The organism is Algoriphagus halophilus (assembly GCF_900129785.1).
In the GTDB taxonomy this organism is placed as follows: domain Bacteria; phylum Bacteroidota; class Bacteroidia; order Cytophagales; family Cyclobacteriaceae; genus Algoriphagus; species Algoriphagus halophilus.
Genome location: NZ_FSRC01000002.1, coordinates 1,011,012 through 1,027,612 on the forward strand (window position 1 = coordinate 1,011,012; position 16,601 = coordinate 1,027,612).

Consider the following 16,601-nt stretch of genomic DNA (forward strand, 5'->3'; position numbering starts at 1 on the left):
AGCTCATCGGAACCCATGCCAATCGGCATGGGTTCTTTGTTTGAAGCTATTTCTAATCACATTGAATCGGATTACTATGGAAAAGAACTTTGATAGAGAAAACTTTAAAGAGAAATTAGAGGGGTCAGGACAATTTCCTATGCTCTATATGTTTAAATTTATAGTTCCTAAAGGAAAGGAAACTGAGATTGAAGCTTTGTTTCCTAAGAACGAGGTGAAATTAAAGCCTAGTTCGGGAGGGAAGTACATAAGTGCCACTATTCAGGCGATGATGGATACATCAGATCAGATTGTGGACCTTTATGAAAAAGCAGCTAAGGTAGAAGGAGTTATTTCACTATAAAACCAAAAGATGATGTGGACAGAAGAAGACAATAAACTCAAGCAAACTTTCAAATTTAAAGATTTTCAAGAGGCATTTGCTTTTATGACCCGAGTGGCTTTTCTAGCAGAAGCTTCCCAGCATCATCCCAACTGGAGTAATGTGTATAATGAGGTAACCATTGAGTTGACCACACATGATGAGGGAAATACCGTGACCGAAAAGGATCGGTCGTTAGCGAAAGAAATTGATGCCCTGATTAAATGAGCGAAACGTCTCGTCCCAATTTATACATTGTCCCTACTCCTATAGGGAACTTAAAGGATATCACTTACAGAGCGGTAGAAGTGCTGAAACAGGCAGATGTCATCCTTGCGGAAGACACCAGGACCAGTGGCATTTTGTTAAAGCATCTGGAGATATCCCGTCCTTTGCAGAGTTACCATATTTTCAACGAGCATAAAGCAGTGGAAAAATTGGTCAGTAGGATGAAAGCGGGAGAGTATTTTGCCTTGGTTTCAGATGCAGGAACCCCGGCTATTTCAGACCCTGGATTTTTATTGGTAAGAGCAGTTTTGGAAGCCGGTTTGGAAGTTCAATGTCTTCCTGGAGCTACTGCCTTTGTTCCTGCTTTGGTCAATAGTGGACTTCCCAATGATCGATTTGTTTTCGAAGGCTTTTTGCCTCATAAAAAAGGGCGTAAGACCCGAATAGAAGGTCTGATGGAAGAAACCAGGACCATGATTTTTTATGAATCTACCCATCGAATTCAAAAAACCTTGCTTCAATTATCCGAAGCTTTTGGAGAGGATCGCCAAGCCTGCGTTTCCAGGGAGTTGACGAAACTTCATGAAGAGAATGTCAGAGGTTCACTGGCAGAATTAATAGAATATTATAGTACTCACCCAGTCAAAGGCGAAATTGTTTTAGTAGTAGCCGGAAAGAACCCCAAAGCCTAATTAACAAACCTATTATTTTATGGATACCCAGAATCAATTAAGTACGCTCCTGGAGCAAACTCAGGAAATTGCCAAGAACGTCGGTTCTTTTATTAGAAAAGAGCGTCAACATTTCAGTGCAGATAAAGTGGAGCACAAAGGCTTTAACGATTTGGTTTCTTATGTAGATAAAGAAGCCGAGAAAATGATTGTAGCTGCCCTATCCAAAATCCTTCCTGAAGCCGGTTTTATTACAGAAGAGGGGACCAACAGCACCCAAGCGGATCAATACAATTGGGTGATTGATCCATTGGATGGAACCACAAATTTCATTCATGGAATCCCTGTTTTTGCAGTGAGTATTGCTTTGATGGAATACGATGAAGTGATTTTGGGAGTGGTTTATGAAGTGAATAGACATGAATGCTTTTATGCCATGAAAGGTGGCGGAGCCTTCTGTAACGATACCAAAATAAAAGTGAGTTCGGCTCCAGACTTGTCAGCTTCTCTGATAGCTACAGGTTTCCCTTATTACAATTTTGAATTGATCGATAAGTATTTGTTTGCCTTGAAGATCTTTATGCAAAAGACCCATGGGATTCGAAGGTTTGGCAGCGCAGCAACAGATCTTTGCTATGTGGCCGCTGGAAGGATTGAAGGATTTTTTGAATACAACCTGAATTCATACGATGTGGCTGCCGGTGCTTTGATAGTTCAAGAAGCAGGAGGAGCAGTAACTGATTTCTCAGGAGGGAAGAATTATATTTTCGGAAGAGAGATTATTGCTAGCAATCACCACATTCAAGAAGACTTCACCAAGGAGATTCAGACAATCTGGCAATAGGATTAGCCCAATAAGTAATACCAGACCAACAAACTGAGTCCAGCTATTGGAATGCCCAGTCCGGCCAATAGCGTGGCTAGTTTGGGTCGTAGATCAAAGCTGATGGCTACAATGGAGCCGGTGATCATAGGGGCCATGGCACTTTCCAACACGGTTACTTTGAAGGTAAGGCTATCCTGAGGCAGGAAATTGCGGTAGATTAGCCAGACGAGTATAGGAGCTAAAATCAACCGATACCCCATTCCCATCCAGAAATAGCGGGACTTTAAAGAGTCAAAATCCAAAGAGAATTTTAACCCAATGGCAAATAAGGCCATTGGGGCCATGGTTCTTCCAATTAGTTTGAGCAAGGGCATCAGCATCTCAGGAGTAGGAATTTCCAGAATGCTCATTACCAAGGTACCCATCAGAAATCCAAAAGGAGGAAAACTGATGATTTTTAGGGGAATCCTACTGAGCTTTCCACTTTTATGACTGTAGAGTGAACCTACGATGATCGACAAGGAAGAAACCAATAAGAAGGATCCTCCTTGATCCATCAACAAGGCGATAGGCATCCCTTCCTTTCCATAGAGCCCTTCTACAATGGGAAATCCCAAAAAAGAAGTGTTGGCCAAGCCTGCCACAATGATCAGACAGCCTGTTAATCCTCGATCCCAGTGCAACAGTTTTCCTAATATCCCGAAGATGATCCAGGAAGTGATAAAGGTAAACCAGGCTGCAGAAATGGGGATCAATAAGCTCCATTCAGCTTTGATTTGTGGGATATAAAGCAATGCCAAGGCAGGCAATACAATATTCAATAAATAAAAATTGGTCCATTTTGTAGCTTTTTCGGTAGGGAATCCGTCTCGATTTTGAAGAAATAATCCCAAAAAAAGCCCCAAAACTGCAATGATTACTGGTATCATGTAGTTTTAGGATAAAATTGAATAGCTATTAACATAAAATTAATTTTCAAATTTTGTATCGTATTGAAAATCAGCATACTTTTACCTGACCTAAATAAATCTATATGACGAAACTTGTACCTATTTCAATTGAAGGGCGAAAATGGATTCAACTTTCACAATTAAGTTCGAAACAAGCTCAGCAGCTTAAATCTTGGCTTCCTGTCAATAGTTTAAAGAAGATCCTATTTCAAGGAATGGAATTAAATGAATGCGTAGACTTTTCTACCTATGAATATTGGTTCCGCTCTCGTCATGTATCCAACAGAAGCCAAAATGCCTTAGATTTTTAATCTAAACCTGCATTTTCCCTTTTTTCTTCAAAATATTTTTTCAGCTCTGGGTAGAAAGCACTTTCTGCCTTCGGAATCCCATATAGGGTCATTTCGATATTTCCTTCATTCGAATCCTGATTCACTTGGATTCCTTCCAATAGGTACACCAAATCCTCAAAATTTAAGGGTTCAAAACTCGAGGATGGATAGAGCATAAAGTCATTTCCATAAAAATCTACTGCCTCAAATTGAATCTTTCCCTCTATCCAGTGTGCATAGATGCTGATCTGTTCTCCCCATTGACTTTCCGGATACTGCATCCTGACCAATAGCACCGATGTAGTGTCTTCTTGAAAATAGGTTTCCGGTGTGAATTTGAAATCAAACATGCTGCTAAAATAGTGAATCTGTGAAAGGAATTCTTTAATCTTTGATCAAAGCAGTATTTGGATTGGAATATCAAGAGTTTCAGGCTATTTTTGGGCTCGTTTTTGGGCTGTGATAATCAGCTCTTAATCCATAGCTAATCCGCTTTCAAACCCCTGATTATGAAAAGAGATACGGTAATATTTGATCTAATTGCCCAAGAAGAGGACAGACAAAAGAGAGGAATCGAACTGATTGCCTCCGAAAACTTCACCAGCAAACAAGTAATGGAAGCTGCTGGAAGCGTGTTGACCAACAAATATGCAGAAGGTTTACCAAACAAGAGATATTATGGTGGATGTGAAGTAGTCGATGAAATTGAGCAGTTGGCGATCGACCGTGCCAAGAAATTATTTGGAGCTACTTGGGCCAATGTACAGCCTCACTCTGGGGCGCAGGCCAATGCAGCGGTATTATTGGCTTGCCTGAAAGCAGGTGATCCGATTTTAGGATTTGACCTTTCTCATGGCGGTCACTTGACGCATGGTTCTCCAGTGAACTTCTCCGGTAAATTATATGAGCCACATTTCTATGGCGTGGAAGAAGAGACTGGAAGAATCGATTACGATAAGGTAGAAGAGAAAGCCTTGGCTGTTTCTCCTAAATTGATCATTTGTGGTGCTTCTGCGTATAGCCGTGATTGGGATTATGCAAGATTGAGAGAGATTGCGGATGAAGTAGGCGCGCTTTTATTGGCGGATATTTCCCACCCATCTGGATTAATCGCGAGAGGTCTATTGAATGATCCTTTGGAGCATTGCCATATCGTAACTACGACTACCCATAAGACGTTGAGAGGTCCAAGAGGTGGTTTGATCTTGATGCGTGAAGACTTCGATAATCCTTGGGGATTGACCACTCCAAAAGGAGAAATCAAGAAAATGTCTTCCTTGTTGGATATGGGAGTTTTCCCAGGTACCCAGGGAGGTCCATTAGAGCATATCATTGCTGCCAAAGCAATCGCTTTCGAAGAGGCGCTTTCGGATGAATACATGGAATATGTGTTGCAAGTAAAGAAGAATGCATCCGTCATGGCAGAAGAGTTCGTACGTTTAGGATATCAAATCATTTCAGGTGGTACAGATAACCACATGATGTTGATCGATCTTAGAAATAAGGACTTGACTGGTAAGATAGCTGAACAGACCTTGGGCAAAGTGGATATCACGATCAATAAGAACATGGTTCCGTTTGATACCAAATCTCCATTTGTCACTTCAGGAATGAGAGTAGGTACTGCTGCAATCACTACCAGAGGCCTGAAAGAAGACGATATGATCAAAATTGTAGGTTTGATTGACCGCGCATTGGTAAATCACGAAAATGAAGCTGAATTGGCTACCATCAGAAGTGAAGTCAATGCCTGGATGAATCAGTTTCCATTATATTAGAATTTAAAAATCACCCGTGGCGTTAGATCAATATCAAGATGAGGAAGAAGAAGGAATGTCCTTTTTGGACCATTTAGAAGCCCTTCGTTGGCACCTTCTTCGTTCTGTTTCTGCAATTTTAATACTTTCCGTTGCTGCATTCGTAGCCAAGAGCTTTGTCTTTGGAGTCGTAATCTTGGGACCTTCCAAGGTGGACTTCGTGACCTATCGATGGCTTTGCAATGTCAGTGACTATTTCGGAATCACTGCTCTTTGTATCGATGAATTGCCATTTACGATTCAGAGTAGGCAAATGACCGGGCAGTTTACCATGCACATGACTTCGAGTTTTGTGGTAGGGTTTATTGCAGCCTTTCCTTTTGTATTCTGGGAGATTTGGAGGTTTATCAGCCCGGGATTATATGATCAGGAGAGAAATGCTGCTCGAGGAGCCGTATTCTTCGTCAGCTTGTTATTCTTTTTGGGAGCGGCCTTTGGATACTATATCCTATCCCCACTTTCCATCAACTTCTTGTCAAACTACCAGCTGGATCCCTCGATCCTGAATGAGTTTGATATTACCTCCTACATTTCTACCCTCACGATGTTGGTGTTGGCTTCAGCCATTATGTTCCAGCTTCCGGTAGTGGTGTATTTCTTAGCCATGTCAGGATTGGTGTCTTCAGCAATGCTAAAAGCCTATAGAAGACATGCCATTGTAGTGATCTTGGTGCTTTCTGCAATTATTACGCCTCCGGATGTGATTTCCCAGGTCTTGATTGCCATGCCGATCTTGGTCTTGTATGAGGCCGGGATTCAGATTGCGAAACGTCTGGAAAAGAAAAGAGCGATCAAAGAAGCGGAAGAAGAAGCAAGAGATGCAATGGGAGATTAAGGAAGTAGGATTTTAGGACATTAGAATCATAATATCCTTCGACTCCGCTCAGGATGACAAAGTTGTCTGGCTGAGCGGAGTCGAAGCCTATATAAATTTACAACTTATGGCAAAGAAGATAGCAATAGGAGGAGATCATGCAGGTTTTGAATACAAAGCCCAACTAATTACCAAACTGGAGTCCCTTGGATATGAAGTGAAGGACTTTGGTCCATTCTCTACCGCTTCGGTGGATTACCCAGACTATGTACATCCTTTGAGTGCTGCGATCGAAGCAGGAGAGTACGAACTCGGGATTGTAATCTGTGGTAGTGGAAATGGGGTGGCGATCACTGCCAACAAGCACCAGGGAATCCGTGCGGCACTTTGCTGGAACGAGGAATTGGCTGCTTTGGCGAGACAGCATAACAATGCGAATGTCCTTGCTTTGCCGGCACGTTTTATTTCCTACGAACTAGCCGAAAAGCTAGCCGAAATCTTCTTGACTACCGAGTTTGAAGGCGGAAGACATCAAAATCGAGTGAAGAAGATCGCCTGTAGTTAATTCAGAAAATTCCATCAATCAAAAGCCCATCTTGTCAAAACAGGATGGGTTTTTTTGTAAAGGTCTCGGTTATGAGTGGTTAGGAGGATTATACAAGTACACAACTAACCAAAACTATTTTTGAGTTTTCAGAAGTAGCCGAGAACCAGCAATTACTCAGATCTATTTTTATCAACTATATTATTAGATTTCAGTTTATTAATTTCATAAACTTTAAAACCATTGGAGTCATATTCTCCACTCCATGTCACTCCTTCAAAAAATATTGGACTGTAAGGACTATTTTTACCATTCCAACGATATGCTATTAATTTTTGCCAACTTGTATATTCATCATTGTCATATAGTTTTCTAGAATTTTTATTTAAAAAACGGTGAACATTTCCTTTAGGTGACCATCTTTTTAAAATATCATTAAAGTAAATTTTTCCGTTTTTAGCATTCTTCAGTGCACCAATAATGTTAGAATCAAATTGATTTGCATCTTTTAAGAATAAACTAGAACCATTGCAGCATCCATTGCCATCACTCCAGTGAATAAATCCAGTATCTCCAGCCCCAAAAGCAAGACCTAAATCTTTACAAAGTTTTTGTGCTTTGATTATAAAGGGTTTTATAACTTCTTGTTTTAAAGAGTAATCCCTGCCAATTTTTGTCAATCCTAAAGTTATCATTTCGTTCCATAAATCAATTCCTAAAGCTTTGTTTAGTGATTCTATTTGACGAGCTTTGTTTTCAACAGAAATTTTTAAGTGTTCTAAAGCAACATGATTTCCTCCGTGCAAGGCAATTTTTTTAATCATTTCGAGAACGTTGCTTTCAAAAGTTGGAATGATTGGTTGAATTCTAACAGATACAGGGATTCTATTTTTCTTTAAAATTCTTATCTTTTTTAATGTTTCATCAAAAGAGTCACAACCGATATCTACATTAGCCCTTTTAGATTCAGAAACTCCTGCTACTGAAAGCCTAAACATTATATTCATGCCAGACATTAAGTTTAAATATTTGGGCTCTGTAAAAATTTTACCTTTAGTGCTAACCATGGTTGGATAATCAAAATCCTTTAAAACTTTGAGAATTTCAAAGGTGATTTTGTTTTTTCCTTCGAAATCAGTAAATGGATCTTGTAAACCACCAAGTTGGATAGGTATTCTCTGTTCAAACATCTCGTCTAATGCAGACTTTATTACTCCACTTTTAATTCTTTTCAAACGAGTACGAAGAGCTTCTGGAGAAGCAATTTGTACGCCTTTGTTTGAAGCCAACTTAGACCGTTTTTTCGAAAAACAGTAAGTGCAACCAAATTGACAAGTGTTGTAAGGGTCTATTCTTATTGGGGATGAGCAAAAAAATAATTGACTAGTTATAGTAATTGAATTCTTATAAAATGACATTGAATTATATAAATACTTTAGCGATGTTACAAATCACAATTAAACTGACACTAAAAATCATAAAAAAGATAACTATCCAAAACCAGTTTCGAGCTGTATTATTTTGTTTTGTAAGACTTGTATATAGAATCCAAAAAAGTTCTTTTTCCTTTTCGTTTAGTTTAATATCGTCTTCTGAAATTTTGAGTAAATAAATCTTATTGTCCTCTAATTTAAATGGCAAAAGGACATTGCGCCCTTTAACTTTTGGTATTCCAATATCAATTGTTTCATTATTTTTTGCTTTGGAAGTAAAATATTCTTTTCCTTCCTCGCCTTCAGCTTCAATTGAAATATTTTTGTCAAACGATTCTCTTAATAATTCCCAAGTTTCATATTTAATGATATTATAATAAAACTCCCAAACTATCCAGCGATGTGAATGCTTTCTTTTTGAGAATTGTCCAAAATCTCTATATTCTTGGACAAATTTTGGACAATAAACTCTGTAAATAATTAAAGCAATTAAATAAAGTATTGCTGAAATCCATGATAACCATAATGTTAAGGGAAGTTGAAATGGTAATTGTATGCCATCGAGAATTTCCTTATTTAGAATGCTTAATAATATCGGAACTATAAAAATTACAGATGTAGCCGGTTTGACAATAGGATTTTTCATTACATCCATTGCAAATTGCCAATCCTTTCTATAATCTTTATTTACTAAGTTCAGATATGTACTTTTTTTTGACATAATATTATGCTTGTAAAAGTTTCTGTATTTACTTTGTTTTTATGCAGTTTAGGTTTTGTTTGCTGTTGTTTTATCTACGATTTTGTCTTTCCCAGATACTTTTGCTATATGCAAATTCAACATGCATTCGGTAATAGACGTTCCAACTCCAATACTTAAAGAGAAACCTGATTTTAGTTTAAACTCACTTTTTAATTTTTCTAAATATAAAATGTCATATTCATTCTTATTAATGATAAATAATATATCATCACACCCTGTCATTAGGACTTTAATTGATTTATGATTCTGAATATTAGATAAAATCGAATTTATATTTTTTTGAATATTATCATGGATATTTTGAGCTTCTATAGTGTTAGATTCTAAAAGGGCTAGCTCAATCCTGTCTCCTACATTGTCTACATCTAACCGGACAAATATTTTATTTTCCATTATTATTCAAAGTTTTAGCATCATTAAATGAGTCTACTATTTTTTTTGAAATAAAGGAAACATCTATTTTGCCATTAGTTTTTTGGTTACTCCAATATTTTCCTTCAAGTTTTTTAGGATTGGATTCAATTATTCTCAGTTCTGTCGCTCCTTCTTGAAGGAACTCATTTTCATCTTGACTAGTTTCTTTACGATATAAATAAGCCGCATTTTTAAGCCCTGTTTCCTTCTTTAGGGATAAAGTTTCTGAATAAGAAGTCCCGATGAATGAGTCGGTGAAAGTTGTGAAATGAATTCTCAAAAAACTTTGTCGTATTACTATATAAAACTCAATATCTCCAGCTCCATTTCCGTTTTCATCTTTCCAATCGGATCTAAGTATCCCTGCCCAAGTACCACTTAAATTTGGTCGATAAAAAACCTTATCTAATCCCCAAATTTTCCAACCATAAGTAAAATAAAATGTCCAAAAGAATGTTGTACTTGTTATTCCAAAACTAATAGCCCTAAGACCATTTGAAAGGTCAAAACTCTTATCTAAAATAATTAGGTAAGATATTCCCAATATCGTTGCTATTGCGATAGAGATACTTACAATAAGTTTTATTTCTTCTTTTTTCATTTTGTTTCTCAATATTAGCAAACGCTTTTATAAACCCAAGTCCGCCTATTCTATTGCATATATCTGCATGGTCTGCAGGGGTATTTTGTGTTGTGTAAACCAAATTAACAATTTCGGTAATGACTTCCTTGTCGATATTGAATAGTTAGAAATTTATTTGCCTGTTTATTAATTGTCTCAGATGGCTACAGGGAATTGTAAATTCCTAATAATAAAAAAGCGTAGATGCATCCGTTAGGTATGGTGGTCTAAACTTAGTGTAATCGGGAAGACTCGTACGACCTTTGGGCCGTGGCCTAGGCGCACCTTGGGCTTATAGCTCACGGCCGTCTACTCGATTGACTTCAGTTTTTTATAATTCCGATTGCTTTATTGAGTCAATTTTTAAATTATACTTTTTGATAATATCTTTAATCAGGCCTAAGTACCAATCAGGGGCATAAGGACTAACCTGAATATTTGAAATTAGCTCGTCCGCATTAACCTTACATTTAATGACTGGAGTTTTAAGATAGAGCTGTCGCCTAGCGGGACTTATTTCTTCATGAGTCTTTAATTGACTAAGTTGATCCTCCAATTCCCTTGGATATGAAATTATTAGTCTAAACTCTTTCTCAGATTTGTACTCATTGCGTTTGATCGTAAATGCTGTTAACCCGTTTGACTTCCAATCAACTATATCTTTATCGAAGTCAATATAATTTATGACTGTGGGATATACATCTTCTTTTGTCTCAATCGCCCTTTTTAGCTTTTCATAACTTGTCTTTATGGCTATACCATTCTCTTTGGAGTAGATTTTCCACATGTGGACCATTTCATGGTTTTCTTTAGTCCAACAGCTCAAGTAAATATTCTTATTGTCGTTGTTTAGAATTTGAGAAAAATTCCAATATCGTTTATCAAGTTTGCCATCCTTAATCTCCCTTCTTGTTGATTCGTCAATTAATGCAGATGTTTTTTTTGGTAGAACGCCTTCATACTTATCTTCAAATAAGTCTCCTCTTACAAACGTCAATTCTTGATTTGTTAGAAGAGCCATAAAAGAAGGAATGTCCATATACCTCCAAAGAGTTACATCTTTATCAGGTGGGTTCATTATTGGATGATCTTCATTTATTGGCATATCATTTTTTTAAATTACACCTAACATTTGTATATACGAATTCCGCATATTTCCATTATAGTTGGAATAGGAGCATGGGTTTATAAAGCACTGAAAAACAAGTATTAATAAATCGTAACCGACAACAACCGACAAAAATTCTTTGTTGTTTTCTAAAACGCTCGATCTAACCCCAATCCCACCAACCCTTGAAGTACGGAAACTAAAAGTTGAGTTCCTATACCCAGTACTGGGTATTTTATACTTTTTTGAGCTGTTTTTTGTAGTTCAGCCCCATTTATTTGGGTTGATTCCTTGGGATTCTTCATTTTGATCTCCTTGGAATAAGTTGAATTCTTGCTCTAATAGTCCATCAATAATATAGATTATTGGGAGTTTAGTTGATGGAATCAATAGAACTTCCATCTTCGTTTTGATCAAAAAAAGCCCCTTCTGTGAGTCAGAAGAGGCTTTGCTTATGTTTTTTATTAAGATACCAGGCTTTACAAACTTGCTTTCCCGTTAGCCACTTGACTGGCCAAGATCAGGGCATTGTATAGGTTGGCGATCTTCCCAGAGGATGAGATCTCGGAGAAGGGTTTTTCTTCTCCTTCCGGACCTCCTACCATGACTTCTATGTCTAAAGCAATACCTGACTCCAAGATTACTTGCTTCACTTGGGCGGCACTCAGGCTTGGATAATAGGATCGGATCATGGCCGCCAAACCCGTTACTGCAGGAGCGGCCATGGAAGTGCCGTCCTGAAATTCATAGCCATTATTGGGCATAGTGGATAGAATCTCTTGCCCAGGGGCAAAGATGTCCACGTACTTCTTTCCATAATTGGAAAATACTGCGACCATTTCAGATCCCAGCATTGGAGTCAAGGCACCCACGGTGAGGTAATTGTCTTCAAATTCACTTTGTGCTCCATTGGGATGGTCATTCGGGAAACTTGGGTTCTTCGGATCATCCAAATCAATTCCATCGTTTCCAGCAGCATGTACAAAGAGCACATCTTTGGAAGCCGCATAGGCTAAGGCATCATAGACCCATTCGGAATTAGGGGAGAATCCCTTTCCAAAACTCGCATTGATGACCTTGGCTCCATTATCTGCTGCATAGCGAATTGCCAATGCGATGTCCTTGTCGTATTCATCTCCATTAGGCACCGCCCGGACAGACATGATTTTGACACGATTCGCGACGCCGTCCACGCCCTTTTTATTGTTTCGGGTAGCAGCAATGATTCCTGCTACATGGGAACCATGGCTTTCCTCTGTATCTCTGATATTCGGATCTCCATTGCCATAGTCCTGATCGGAATAATCATAAGGATCATCTCCTACGGGAGTTCGACCGTTGAAATCCACGTTCAGGTTATAGTTCACCATGGTCTCGTAATAGTTGATTCCTGCTTGAAGTTCTTCGATCGCATCTGGGATATTTTCCCCCATGCTGATCACCTGCATCAACATCCCTACGGTTCTCTCTTCCTGTACATTCTTAGGCTCATATCCTTGTAGATCAGCTAAGGAATAGTATTCTTTTCCCAAAGCAGTCTTGATATTCTTATCGGCTAAGGTCACCAACGCTTCGATCTGCTTTAGCTGAGGAAGGGCTGCTCTGGCTTCAGGAAGCTTTTCATTGATCTTTTCTTGGGCAGCTGCTTGATAGGCCTCATCTCCGAGTTTCAACCGGACGATTCTTGCCATTTCCATTTGTTCATTGAAGGATTCGCCTAGGAAGTTGTATCCATGGATGTCGTCAATGTATCCATTCCCATCATTATCGAGACCATCCCCAGGCTTCTCTCCTGGATTGGTCCAAAGAACCTCTTGGATATCCTCATGATCCAGGTCAATACCTGAGTCAATCACAGCCACGATGACTTCCTCTCCTTTTTTCTTTTTGAGGAGTTCCGCATAGGCGCGGTCTATGCTCATGCCTGGAATCGTATCTTGCTGTAAATCTAGATGTCCCCAATGCCTGGATTCCTGATCGGTCAGTTCGGCTACTTTGGGGCTGGTGTTGGTATAGCTGATCGGCGGGGCGGTGATTAAGGAGGAGGAACTACATCCCATGACCATCAGGCCTACTCCCAACCCGGCCAACAGCTGGATTTTGCTTCTAATCATAGTCCAATGTAACGCTCCCAAATGAAAAATGGATTGAAAAACGCTGTTAAAATTGGTGAAGGGAATGTGGTTTTACTTGAGTGGCATTTTGGATGAATCCATGGTTTTTTAAAGTGGTACATAGACCACCATTAATGCCCAGGCAATGAAAAACAGGATAAAAGGGATGAATAAATACCCCATGACGTCCCGTGCCTGGATTTTAATGCCAACTCCCATAATGGGAAGGATAAGCAGCAAATAGAAGGGCTGCAATGAATTCGTCAAACTTTCCCCAAAAGCGATAGACATGGAGGCTCTAGCAATCATTTTGGTGACTTGGAGTTCAGGAAGCCCTACTCCAAGTTCTTTTACCGCATCGATGACGCTTGGACCGACGACCGCAAACTCTCCTCCTGCAGATGGGATCGCAAAATTGACGATTGCCCCATTGAGAAAGGCCAAAAATGGAAAACTTTCTATCGTGCCGATTGAGACCATGGCATTGGTAAGTTCATTTCCTAACCCAGTATATTTCATGATTCCCATGATTCCTGCATAAAAAGGAAACTGAAACAGAATTGCCGAAATATTACTACTGGAGCGTTTCATAACGATTCCATATCGGATGGGGGTTTGATGCAAAAACAGACCCATCACAATAAAAATAAAAATCATGATGTTCAGGTTGATGTCCAATCCTTTGGTACTGAAATAATAAATGATGTAAACTAGCCCCATCAGCCCGATAACATATTGAAGGATAGGGCTATTGTTCTGTCTATCTGAAAAAGAAATTTCCTTTTGCTTCATACTTTCGGCTTCTTCCAGGATGGTAAGTTCCTGATTTTGAGTTTTTGAGGAAAGCATTTCTTCCAGCCCATTTGATTTTTTTGGAGCTAATAAAAAGAAAAGGAGGGGACCAAAGAATAAAGAAAAACCAATAATGGACATATTTAAAATAGATCCTAAGGTATAAGAAGTTGGGATGGTACCAGACAAAACTCCCGCCTCAATTAAGTAATTATTTTCAGTGTTAAGCAAGAGTGGGATAGTACTTGAAAATCCACTGACCCAAACCCCTCCGGAGAAATAAACACAGGCAATGAGGTAGGGGTAATTGACCCCTTTGATCCGTAAGGCAAGTTCTCTTCCCAGCACGGCAGTAATAACGATCCAACCCCAACTGACCGCACTTAGAAGCATCCCAATGAGGATGATGAATGGATAAAGCTGCCTAGGAGTTTGAATGAATTGGGTGAGTTTGGAAAAGAATCGTTTTATAATGGGAGAGAGGGCGATGGAATAGCCTGTTACTAGTAGGAGGGTCATTTGCATACCAAACTCTAAAAGCTGCCAAAACCCTTGGTACCAAGCCGAAATAGTATCCATAATGGTGGATTCTGTCCATACTAGTGCGGAAACAGCGGTTATGATGGTCAAGACCAACGCAAAAACAAAAGCATTTGGCATATACTTTTTAAATAGGTTGGTGAATTGCTCTCCTAGGTCTCCCATGATCAGTTAGTTTTTAATGAAAAAAGTAATCGTAATGGATTAGTGGTACTATGCTGGTAAAAAAATCAACCAACCACTAAAATCTTCACTTTGGAATCGAAATAAGGTCTTTCCAATTTGATGGGTAGGATCAAATTCAAAAGTGAGCGATGAATTCGTTAAAATGGTTGGTATAGTAGGTAACGATGAAAGGTAATGATTGACAAATAAGGTACTTGACAACGAAACTTTCCTGTGGCAATCCTATTGTTTGGCTAATTCAATATCGAGATAATATTATTTTTTTCATAGCGTAAATCAGGTTAAATGATTCAAAACCAGAATCTTTGTGCGCTAGTAGGCGGGATAACTATGAGAGAGGAATAGAATCTTACAGCTTTTGCAGAAATCAATAAACAGTTTTTTTAGATTGGGATTTTCTGGGAGTGAAGCAAGGTGATAGTTGGTAAATTAAAGTATGAAATCTTACCTATACCTCCTTTTTTGTGCTTTACTATTCTCATGTACCGATAAAGACGAAGTAGAACCGGACGTTCCAGGTATTGAAAATATTGTGGGGAGCTATACAGGTTCTTTATTCCATAATGTCATTAAGATTAATGAAACATTTGATACAACCTATACAGTAAATGGAGTCCGACCCGTTGTGGCTTTTAATGATCAAGAACAGATAGTCACCATACAAATTCTGAATACGGGAAGATATGTTTTGCCTGAATTAAAGTATAAAGTCAGAAAAATAGAGAATCTAGAGCCAATGAAAATCGTTGATGTTTATCTGGAGCTACTAAACACGAATGAATACCGAATGAAAGCAATCCCCAATCAAATAGACACACCTGTTTTTAGGATTTGGCCCAAAAACAACCTTAATAGAAGGGATTTACTACAATTTGAAATTTTTCTAAGAAGTCAGGATCCTGATAGCGTGTATAATATTTCAGTTATTGGAGTGAAAAATTAATTGTGCCTCATCAATCCTAATCTGGTTGTAGTTTGTCCCGACAATGTCGTGGACTACACCTAGAAAAGGATTTTACCAAAAAACCTTCGGTCAGGGCTTTTGCGAAAATCAATAAACAGTTTTCTTAGATTGGGATTTTCTGGGAGTGAGGCAAGGTGATAGTTGGTAAATTAAAGTATGAAATCTTATCTATGCCTCCTTTTTTGTGCTTTACTATTCTCATGTACCGATAAAGATGAAGTAGAACCGGACGTTCCAGGTATTACAAATATCGCGGGTAGCTATACAGGTTCTTTATTCCATGATGTGATCAAGAATACTAACTCATTTGAAGAGATCGATACCACCTTTCTTGTCCACGATGTCTTAACCATGGTTTCATTTAATAATCAAGAGCAGGTAGTCACGATGAGATTTCAGAATACAGGGATCTATACCTTGCCTGAATTAAAATATAGTGTCAGAAAAATAGAGCAACTAGACCTATTGAATATAGTGGAGGTTCATCTGGAACTTCTTACTACAGATGATTACAGGAGGAAAGCAAATCCAAGTCAGATTAGTGCTCCAGCTTTTAGGATTTGGCCTAAAAACAGCCTCAATAGATTTGAACAGATAGAATTGAATATTTTTCTAAGAAGTCAAGATCCCGACAGTGTTTATAATATTTCTGTTATTGGAATGAAAAATTAATTGTGCCTCATCTTTCCTAAACTGGGTGTAGTCCTCGACAGCTGTCTGGAGCAACTACACCGTCATATATTTTCAATTTGCAATTGGATTTTCACAAATAATCTACTTCGATCAATCCCTTTTATCCAGCATAGTTTTTTGCACATGAATACAAGCTATTCACCTCATTTAGAGGAAAACTACATGATGGTATTACTTAATCGAAAACCAATTCTTAAGAACAAAACGTAATAAGTGTGGGCGCGTGGGGCTGACGCAGCAGCGGGCCAGCGTTTGGCCTTGTGCGGTTGAAGCTTTGCTGCGTCTTGAACTTTTGGTTCTTTTGCTTCAAGGCAAAAGAACACTCATCAAACTTTTTATATCTTAGATTAGCTTCCATCTTGCTGGCAAAACGATCATGTCTTCGAAAGAAAATCCCGGGCCAGCGCTGGGGAAACCTAATCCATTTTA

At 38.7% G+C, this 16,601-nt stretch carries 19 protein-coding genes; 10 read left to right on the top strand and 9 right to left on the bottom strand.

The window, feature by feature from the left end:
- Window positions 1–76: 76 nt before the first annotated feature.
- Genes BUR11_RS16240 through BUR11_RS16255 form a run of 4 tightly spaced genes read left to right on the top strand, consistent with a single transcriptional unit; the run spans window position 77 to window position 2,104 of the window.
- Window positions 77–343, top strand: coding sequence for a DUF493 family protein (locus tag BUR11_RS16240; protein WP_074226017.1), 267 nt, complete (start codon window positions 77–79; stop codon window positions 341–343).
- Window positions 344–355: 12 nt separating this feature from the next.
- Window positions 356–589, top strand: coding sequence for a 4a-hydroxytetrahydrobiopterin dehydratase (locus BUR11_RS16245; protein ID WP_074226018.1), 234 nt, complete (start codon window positions 356–358; stop codon window positions 587–589).
- Window positions 586–1,281: a 16S rRNA (cytidine(1402)-2'-O)-methyltransferase gene (gene rsmI / locus BUR11_RS16250; protein ID WP_074226019.1), complete on the top strand. Its 696-nt coding sequence runs from the start codon at window positions 586–588 to the stop codon at window positions 1,279–1,281. Before BUR11_RS16245 ends, rsmI begins: the two co-directional genes overlap by 4 nt.
- 19 nt (window positions 1,282–1,300) lie before the next feature.
- The gene (locus BUR11_RS16255) at window positions 1,301–2,104 is read left to right on the top strand and encodes an inositol monophosphatase family protein (protein WP_074226020.1); all 804 of its coding nucleotides are present in this window, start codon (window positions 1,301–1,303) and stop codon (window positions 2,102–2,104) included.
- 2 nt (window positions 2,105–2,106) lie between these two features.
- Here BUR11_RS16255 and BUR11_RS16260 read toward each other — a convergent pair whose 3' ends face one another.
- Entirely contained in the window at window positions 2,107–3,015 is a 909-nt protein-coding gene (locus tag BUR11_RS16260; protein ID WP_074226021.1) for an AEC family transporter, read from the bottom strand.
- A 104-nt stretch (window positions 3,016–3,119) separates the two neighbouring features.
- Between BUR11_RS16260 and BUR11_RS16265 the strand changes: the two genes are divergently transcribed.
- On the top strand, window positions 3,120–3,347 hold the full coding sequence (locus BUR11_RS16265) for a hypothetical protein (protein ID WP_074226022.1): 228 nt from the start codon (window positions 3,120–3,122) through the stop codon (window positions 3,345–3,347).
- Here the strand turns inward: BUR11_RS16265 and BUR11_RS16270 are convergent.
- Window positions 3,344–3,718, bottom strand: coding sequence for a UDP-glucuronosyltransferase (locus tag BUR11_RS16270; protein WP_074226023.1), 375 nt, complete (start codon window positions 3,716–3,718; stop codon window positions 3,344–3,346). The two genes, BUR11_RS16265 and BUR11_RS16270, sit on opposite strands and share 4 nt — an antisense overlap.
- 159 nt (window positions 3,719–3,877) lie before the next feature.
- Between BUR11_RS16270 and glyA the strand changes: the two genes are divergently transcribed.
- The 3 genes from glyA (at window position 3,878) to rpiB (ending at window position 6,564) form a co-directional block, all read left to right on the top strand.
- Window positions 3,878–5,146 carry a serine hydroxymethyltransferase gene (gene glyA, locus BUR11_RS16275; protein WP_074226024.1) on the top strand — a complete coding sequence of 423 codons (1,269 nt, stop codon included), beginning with the start codon at window positions 3,878–3,880 and terminating at the stop codon, window positions 5,144–5,146.
- Window positions 5,147–5,162: 16 nt separating this feature from the next.
- Complete coding sequence (gene tatC, locus BUR11_RS16280) at window positions 5,163–6,020, top strand: twin-arginine translocase subunit TatC (RefSeq protein WP_074226025.1); 858 nt, start codon at window positions 5,163–5,165, stop codon at window positions 6,018–6,020.
- 106 nt (window positions 6,021–6,126) lie between these two features.
- Window positions 6,127–6,564 (top strand): ribose 5-phosphate isomerase B, encoded by a 438-nt coding sequence (gene rpiB / locus BUR11_RS16285; RefSeq protein ID WP_074226026.1) that lies wholly within the window; start codon window positions 6,127–6,129, stop codon window positions 6,562–6,564.
- A gap of 152 nt (window positions 6,565–6,716) precedes the next feature.
- On the opposite strand, the gene BUR11_RS16290 is transcribed toward rpiB, so the two are convergent.
- The 7 genes from BUR11_RS16290 to BUR11_RS16320 form a co-directional block, all read right to left on the bottom strand.
- Window positions 6,717–7,961: a radical SAM protein gene (locus BUR11_RS16290; protein ID WP_407640231.1), complete on the bottom strand. Its 1,245-nt coding sequence runs from the start codon at window positions 7,959–7,961 to the stop codon at window positions 6,717–6,719.
- A gap of 4 nt (window positions 7,962–7,965) precedes the next feature.
- Entirely contained in the window at window positions 7,966–8,697 is a 732-nt protein-coding gene (locus tag BUR11_RS16295) for a hypothetical protein (protein ID WP_074226028.1), read from the bottom strand.
- Between the two features lie 48 nt (window positions 8,698–8,745).
- Complete coding sequence (locus tag BUR11_RS16300; protein WP_074226029.1) at window positions 8,746–9,132, bottom strand: mCpol domain-containing protein; 387 nt, start codon at window positions 9,130–9,132, stop codon at window positions 8,746–8,748.
- Window positions 9,122–9,754 (bottom strand): Cap15 family cyclic dinucleotide receptor domain-containing protein, encoded by a 633-nt coding sequence (locus BUR11_RS16305; RefSeq protein WP_074226030.1) that lies wholly within the window; start codon window positions 9,752–9,754, stop codon window positions 9,122–9,124. Before BUR11_RS16305 ends, BUR11_RS16300 begins: the two co-directional genes overlap by 11 nt.
- Before the next feature lie 352 nt (window positions 9,755–10,106).
- Entirely contained in the window at window positions 10,107–10,880 is a 774-nt protein-coding gene (locus tag BUR11_RS16310; protein ID WP_074226031.1) for a hypothetical protein, read from the bottom strand.
- 482 nt (window positions 10,881–11,362) lie between these two features.
- The gene (locus tag BUR11_RS16315) at window positions 11,363–12,997 is read right to left on the bottom strand and encodes a S8 family peptidase (RefSeq protein WP_074226032.1); all 1,635 of its coding nucleotides are present in this window, start codon (window positions 12,995–12,997) and stop codon (window positions 11,363–11,365) included.
- A gap of 108 nt (window positions 12,998–13,105) precedes the next feature.
- The gene (locus BUR11_RS16320; RefSeq protein WP_084561021.1) at window positions 13,106–14,494 is read right to left on the bottom strand and encodes a short-chain fatty acid transporter; all 1,389 of its coding nucleotides are present in this window, start codon (window positions 14,492–14,494) and stop codon (window positions 13,106–13,108) included.
- A 457-nt stretch (window positions 14,495–14,951) separates the two neighbouring features.
- On the opposite strand from BUR11_RS16320, the gene BUR11_RS16325 reads away from it, so the two are divergent.
- Together BUR11_RS16325 and BUR11_RS16330 are read left to right on the top strand one after the other, a co-directional pair.
- A complete protein-coding gene (locus BUR11_RS16325) occupies window positions 14,952–15,458 on the top strand; it encodes a hypothetical protein (protein WP_074226034.1) in 507 nt (168 codons plus the stop codon).
- A 177-nt stretch (window positions 15,459–15,635) separates the two neighbouring features.
- Entirely contained in the window at window positions 15,636–16,151 is a 516-nt protein-coding gene (locus tag BUR11_RS16330; RefSeq protein ID WP_074226035.1) for a hypothetical protein, read from the top strand.
- Window positions 16,152–16,601: the final 450 nt, after the last annotated feature.